Here is an 8,096-nt window from a genome sequence, read left to right as displayed (position 1 = left end):
CAAAGGGCTTTCATCATAAGAAGGTGTGCAATATGAAATTAAATTATTAATAAATTCAGATAATTTATCGTCTGATACAGTACCTCTTAGTAGTACTAAAACTTTATCCAATAATATTGAGTAAGCTTTTATAGCACTAGCTCTATCCATATTCATTCCGATATATAAAGCAGATATCCCATCACTTTTTTTAGCCAACGCAATACCAAAAATCATATCAGCAAAATCACCATTGGGCATTCTTTCTTTAATTTTCATTAATTGTTTTTCCATCAAAGTACTATATGCACCAATGCAACTATCACGTCCTTCTTGCATAGCTATAAACAGAGCTGGACAACCATCACCATTTTTAGAACTTAACAACTCTGGAAGCAGCTCAACTTGCTCATCACAAGAAAGTGATTGTAAGAAATGATCGTACGCTACAAAGGATTCTGGTTTATCACATTCCATAAACCTATAAACGGCAGGTGATCCATCACTATCTTTAATACAAAAAATTCTTCTTCTAATTACTTTAGATGCATGAATTAACAATGAACCATATGCTTCTACAACATCGACATTATTATTCAATAATGATGCAAATATGCCAGGCATATTATTACTGTTCATAGCTGACAATATACGTAACATCATAAAACTAAAGCCTCTTTCAGACACACAGCCACTCAGCAACATAAATTTGCTACTTATCATCTCACCCAAAGCAAGTACTGTATCAGAATGACCATTTGCCAAAGCAAAAAACAGACCGTGATCTCCATTATAAGAAGGATTAATCAGTTTATAAATCATATCAGCCATATCTTCATCAGGTATACATCCTCTCATAACGAGTAATCTATCCACCAATTCAGAAAAAGCACGCACTGAATCAGAATGACCATTTGCCAAAGCAAAAAATAAACCATGCATTGGTAGTCTAGAAGATTCATATTCAGAATCATACCTTAAAAGACTAAAAATCATTCTCACCATATCAGTATTAGGTATATGTCCCTTCATAAAAATCAACCTATCTAATAATGACCCAAAAGCACGTACTGCATTAGAACAACCATTTTTAAGAGCATACAGTAGAGCAGTATTTTTTTTTGAATCTTTATAATTCAATAAATTAAAAATCATATCAGCCAATTCTCTACTACCAATATCACCTTTGAGCATAAAAATTCTATCCAAAATCCTACCATAAGACATAACAGCTTCCACATTATTTCTACATAAGGCCGTAGAAAGAGCGGAAAAATTACCAAACACCTCTTTACGAGCGGCTAGCAAAATTTCAGATAACACTCTACAAAAATCACCAATACTCATTTTAGATCTTAGATTCATTAACCTATCTATTAACGAACCAAAAGCATTAATACTTTGAAAACTATTTTCTCGCATGGCTATGAATAAAGCTGGTGCTCTATGATGCGATTCAGCTTTTACAATTTCAGGTAACAAACTTAATTGCTCATCACTAGAAAGTTCTTCTAAAAATTCATTATAAGATTTTACAGAGTTAGGTTGATTTAACGACATTGCAAAATAAAGTGCCGGAACACCTTCAGAGCTTTTAGCAAAAAATATCTCCCTTCTAACACTACTACTTAATGTGGAAAAAGATTTAGATCTTACTATTTCTCTAATGTTTAATGAAGCAATATCATTACTCATTAGATGAAATATCATGCACCCAGAAATGCCATCTTGAGACAGAGCCTCTAAAGTTGAAAAATTAAAACTTGCTTCTCTTGTATCAGAGTACTCATATATTGCACATTCCCTTTCTATTAATCCTGGGTTAACTTCAAAATACTCCTTATAACTACATGGAGCCATAAACATTATTAAGGAAAACTTATCTGAATCTAAAAAATCTTCAGGTCTCAAAACTTCACTTCGTGCCACAACATTAGTCCTATTAGGATCATAAAAATGCACCACCCACTTATCTATTAATTTCCCTTCTATTTCCTTAATTTTACGTACAACATCGAAGGACATTACATGAATGCAACTATGCAAAATAAAAAACCTCTGCTCTCCAGAAGCCATAGCAGATGCTATTCCATGCAAAAAGTTACCAAAATTATTGCAAGCTATAATATGCCTATCACATGAGTTTTTTAGTACTACATATTCATTAATTTCCTCATATTTGCTAAGAGCTGCTCTTTTTACTGAATCTTCATCTGAAAATAGTTTGCTAATTCTCAGTTTTTCCTTTTTTTTATAACAATCAATACCATTAAGAACAAACAACGAGGACAACTGAGGACATTTAATCATTTTCCCATTAACTTCGACTTTATTATTTAAACTTAATAAGTCATCAGAGTGTTTTTTAGATATGTATGGTAATTTTTTTTCCTCTGGCGGCACCGCTATCATGAAATGTGGTGATAAGTGAATGTGTGGGTCCATTCTAACTCTTCCTCTGTTTTCATTGTAATTGTCCCAAATCGTGACATTATAGTTATTAATTTTCTCGTTATTCATACAATATTGGACCAATCTGCTTAGGCCGCCGTTACGATTATAATTCGAAAAAACTAAATGCACACAGGAACTAGATTGGATTTTTAGTGCTTAAATATGGCTTTTAATATCTATTCTCTTAACACAATGTGTGTGTATAATTACACATACATTGCATGACATTATTAGCAATTTTGCCTGCAGCCTATCTCTATATATTACTCATAAAAATTTCAGTCCATGCTACAATAGCATTCATGTTAGGATCGGATAAAAAAATCCACCCATCCACTTAATCTCCTCCTTCCATATTGTTAGTTTTATGCATGATCTTAAAAGATCATCTATTAACTGCAACTTTGCAAAATAAAAAATATTTGCTCCCCAAAAGTTATGGTAGAAGATGTTTTTTATGTACAATAACACCGAATATCACATATCTACAATACATATATCATATGAATCTCTATCATATTTTATAAATTTATTGAAAATTAACAAGAAAGAAGAATTTTATTGAATTTTCATATTTTATGCTCCTACAAACACTCATTCATCCTAGTCTTTTGCAATATGGATGTACGTGTAAAAAATGCTCTCTAAAGCAATTTTTTTATATTTAATCAATATATTGTTAAAGATAATTACACATATTAATGCAATATTATTAACATAATTTTTTATGTTAATTTTACATTGCAATAAATGTATAAACTCAAATTTGTTATTTATTATTAGGTAAAAATAAAACTCTATACGCAAAAATTATTTATTTTTGATCATTAATGGTCAATAATTAAAACTTATAATTACATTCTTAATATAACTTTGTTGCATGGCAATATACCAACCAAGAACATTAATTTTACATATTAGTAAATTGAGTATCATATAGCTATATTTTTTATAAGGATTAATTTATATATATATATCAATTAGACACTGGAACTAGCACAAGTTAAAGATATCGCTAAGTCATTTTTTTTTCAGGAATCAATTGTCTGAAAATGCAATATGACAATTATGCTATGCTAATTTATTCATAGAATTAGTCAAGTAAGTATGAAAGTAATATGGATTAAATAATGAAAAAGAGATTATATATTTAACAATAGAGCACATAAAGTTGTTAGCACCTCCTCTGATGAAGTTTCCGATAGTGAAGTAAGTGCCCAATCATCCATTATTACTAGAGTATTAATCCCATTTAGTTTTGCAAATATTGGAGAAAGATCTTCATCTGAAACTTTAGCTAGTGGCAGTTCTTTAGTTTATCCCAATATTTCCTCTTCATGTAATGCTTAAGATATATAACAGACGTCAACATCATAATTCTATCAAGCCGCTAATACAAGCACATATAACACGTATGCAAGTTAAAAACCCCTGGAGAATTATTTTCTAGTGCTACAAACAACACATATATCCAATCTATAGTCCATACATTGCAGCATCTAAAATCACATATCGGCGAAATATTAACTTAACAAACCTAAGACATTACCCTTAAATATCATTATTTTTTGAGTGTGAAAATATACGAATGTGGTCACTGTAATGCTTATAAGACAATTTATTATATCATCGAGCACAAGCACACGCACCACACGTTACGTGATTACCGTTCTATTTTCAACACCTGCAAATTATAAAGCTCAAATACCCTACCCTGTTCAGTAATAATCAATTTAACTAGCTGAACGTACTTTAATGGTCCTGCTTGGAGCTTCTAGCAAGCTCTTTAATTTTACCTAACAAAAATTTATACTTTCCTTCAAGATCTCTATCACCTGCTAATATATGTTCAATCAGTCTTCTCGCACTACTAAGTTGTGAATGTAAAGCATATATAGTCTTTGTAGGAAATTCAAATACCATTGCAAAATAGGCTTCCAAGGCATTACTACCAGCAAACAATGCAGCAGGTACGCCAGAACCATTCGGAGCCACCAATACACTAGCTAATTCATCTTTAGGTATTAGTTTAAGTAATGAAGTATAAGATTTAATTACCTCAGGAAAATCATTCTCCAGTGCTACAAATAACCCAGATACACCATCTGGTCGTCTAGATGCCACAAGATCTAACAACATACTATTAAAATATCCAGTAGATATATCATCCTTAAACATCATAAATTTTTCTAATAATTCTACAAAAGCTTCTACAGTTCGATGATGTCCATTTTTCATAGCCTCAAATAACCCTGGAACATTGTCATCACCACTTTTGCACATTAGTAAATCAAACACCATACCAACCAATGTGGTATCTTCTATGCATCCTTTTAAAACGACAAATATATCTAACAACAAGCCAAAAGAAAGTACAACATCGCTATTTCCTTGTTGCAAAGTCACAAATAATCCATCATAGCCATCACTAGTTCTAGACTTTAACAATTCAAAAATCAATCTTGCAATTTTATCATCTGGTACAGTGCCTCTTAGTAGTACTAAAACTTTACCCAATAATATTGAATAAGCTATTATAGAACCAGATCTATCCCTATACATTCCCATATATAAAGCAGATATTCCATTACTTCCTTTAGCCAATGCAATATTAAAAATCAGATTAGCAAAATCATCATTGGACATTCTTTCTTTAATTTTAATTAATTGTTTTTCCATCAAAGTACTATATGCATCAACGCAATCACCACGTCCTTCTTGCATAGCTAAAAACAGAGCTGGATCACCATCCTCATTTTTAGAACTTAACAACTCTGGAAGCAGCTCAACTTGCTCATCACAAGAAAGTGATTGTAAGAAATGATCGTACGCTACAAAGGATTCTGGTTTATCACATTCCACAAACCTATGAATGGCAGATGATCCATCACTATCTTTAATACAAAAAATTCTTCTTCTAATTACTTTAGATGCATGAATTAACAATGAACCATATGCTTCTACAACATCGACATTATTACTCAACAATGGTACAAATATGCCGGGCATATTATTACTGTTCATAGCTGACAACATACACAACATCATAAAATTAAATCTACTTTCAGACAAACAGCTACTCAGCAACATAAATTTGCTACCTATTAGCTCATTCAAAGCAAGTACTGTATCGGCACAACAATTCTGCAAAGCAAGAAACAGACCGTAATCTCCATCGCAAGAAGGATTAATCAGATTATAAACCATGTCAGCCACATCAGCATCAGGTATATCTCCCTTCATAAAAAGTAACCTATCTAATAATGCCCCAAAAGCACGTACTGCATTAGAACAACCGTATCTAAGACCATACAGTAGAGCAGAATTTTTTTGTATGTCTTTATGATCCAATAAATTAAAAATCATATCAGCCAATCTTCTACTACTAATATCACCTTTAAGCATAAAAATTCTATCCAAAAAACCACCAAAAGCATGAATAGCTTCAGCATTATTTGATAGCAAAGCCATAGAAAGAGCAGATAAGCCATCTCCACGCCTTGCCAGAAAAATATCAAATAACATGTTGCAAAAATCATCTATGTGCATTCTGGATCTTATATTCATCAACCTATCTATCAATGAATAAAAAGCATTAATACTTTGAATACTATTTTCTTGCATAGCTATAAATAAAGATGGTGCTCCTTTAGGTGATTCAGACCTAATAATTATAGGCAACAAACTTAATTGCTCATCACTAGAAAGTTCTTCCAAAAAATCAATATAAGATTTTACAGCGTTATAATGATTTTCTGAAATTGCAAAGAAAAGCCCTGGAACACCTCCAGAGCTTTTAGCAAAAAACACATCTCTTCTGGCACTAGCACTTAATGTAGAAAAAGATTTAGATCTTGCTATTTCTCTAATATCCAATGAATAAATATTATTAGACATTATATGGAACATCATGCACCCAGAAATACCATCTTGAGATAGAGCGTCTAAAGTTGAAAAATTCGAACTTGCTTCTCTCGTATCAGAGTACTCATATACTGCGCATTCGCTTTCTATAAATCCTGGATTAACTTCAAAATAATATTTTCCATAAAAACCTTGATATATAAACATTCTCAAAGAGAATTTACTTTGATCTAAAAATTCTTCGCAGCTTAAAACTTCACTGCGTGCTACGACGGTAGTTATGTTAGGATCAAAAAAGTGTACTACCCATCTGTCTGCTGATACTCCTTCTATTTCTTTGGTTTTGCGTACAATCTTAAAAGACATTACATGACTGCAACTATGTAAAGTAAATAATCTTTGCTCTCCACTGATCATAGTAGATGCTGTTCTATGCAAAAAATCGCCAAACTTATCGCAAATTATAACATGCCTGCCACATGAATTTTTTAGTACTATATTTTCACTAACTTCTCCAAACTTGCTAAGAGCCGCTTTTTTTACTGAATCTTTATCTGAAAACAGCTGGCTGATTTTTAATTTCACTTTATTTCTGTGGAAGTCTATGCTATTAAGAACAAATAATGAAGATAAGTGAGAACAACTCATTACTTCTCCATTAACCTCAACTTTATTATTTAAATTTGGTGAGTCTTTCGGGTATTTTTTAGATATATAGGGAACGTCTTTTTCGCAAGACGGTACTTCTGTCATTGAATGTGATAACAAATGCACACCAAGGCTCATCGCAACTTCACCCCCACCCTATATCCTGAATGTCAATCTAAACATTGATATGCTAGCACAGTAGCTTTCATGAATTAAAATATAAAGTAATTATTTTAAAATAACATCTTCTACAACAATTGACTTATATAATTTTATTTGCGTGTTTAGTGTGTGTATTAAATTAAAAAATTAAGCAAGCACACACTATATGATTTTCTGACAATTACCCTCTTAACGCAGTATCACTACATTAGTGTAGATAAATCATAGGTACTATTTTATTTTCTCCAGTAATATTTTACTTATAGTACTGTTACCCTTGATAACTATAAATAAACATGTAACGGATTATAATCCGCACTTTGATTGTTTAGATATATGAGCACTGGTACTAGATAAACCCATGCCACTCTTACATATTTTGTTGCAAGTATATATTACTATACACTTGCAGAGCGAGTCCATCCTAGTATGTTTAGTGGAAGAATTAATGTGATATTTACCTTGTAAAATAATTTTTTATACTGAGATGATATATAACAAAGAATGGTTACGCATTTATAGATCTACATATAAACCTGACACCACTAGCTTTTACATAGTCTGCCATTTGTATAGCTCTATTTTTTAGTGGTAATTTGTGCTACCTAAGTAACAATATATTTCAACTTTATTGACTCTATCTTATTGCAAACTATAATGGCTCTGTCTTGAGCTTCTGGCAAGTTCTTTGACCTTCTCCAATAAAAGTTTATATTTCCCATCAAGATTACTATCACCAGCCAATATATGTTCAATTGACCTTCTTGTACTACTAAGTTGTGAATGTAAAGCATATATAGTCTTTGTAGTAAATTCAGATACCATCGCAAAATAGGCTTCCAAGGCATTACTACCAGCAAGTAATGCAGCAGGTCTACCAGAACTATCCGAAGCCACTAATACATTAACTAATTCATCTTTAGGTATTAATTTAAGTAGTGAAATATAAGATTTAACTACCTCAGGAAAATCATTCTCCAGTGCTACAA

3 protein-coding genes are annotated in these 8,096 nt (G+C 31.8%); all 3 read right to left on the bottom strand.

What is annotated here, in order from left to right:
- The coding region (locus A6733_RS05765; RefSeq protein WP_242641601.1) for a ShET2/EspL2 family type III secretion system effector toxin at positions 1-2,391 on the bottom strand (2,391 nt) is incomplete at its 3' end.
- Positions 2,392-4,185: 1,794 nt separating this feature from the next.
- Positions 4,186-7,083: a ShET2/EspL2 family type III secretion system effector toxin gene (locus tag A6733_RS05760; protein WP_092411519.1), complete on the bottom strand. Its 2,898-nt coding sequence runs from the start codon at positions 7,081-7,083 to the stop codon at positions 4,186-4,188.
- 666 nt (positions 7,084-7,749) lie between these two features.
- A partial coding sequence (locus tag A6733_RS09015) for a hypothetical protein (RefSeq protein ID WP_176696783.1) occupies positions 7,750-8,096 on the bottom strand: 347 nt, incomplete at its 5' end.

This window comes from Candidatus Ichthyocystis sparus (genome assembly GCF_900078745.1).
GTDB classification, from domain to species: domain Bacteria; phylum Pseudomonadota; class Gammaproteobacteria; order Burkholderiales; family 2013Ark19i; genus Ichthyocystis; species Ichthyocystis sparus.
Note: the sequence above shows the minus strand (reverse complement) of the source record. Positions and strands in the feature narration are given on the sequence as shown.

Coding starts and splice junctions, on each gene's coding strand:
- A6733_RS05760 (WP_092411519.1), bottom strand. CDS start 7,083: ATGAGCCTTGGTGTGCATTTGTTATCACATTCAATGACAGAAGTACCG.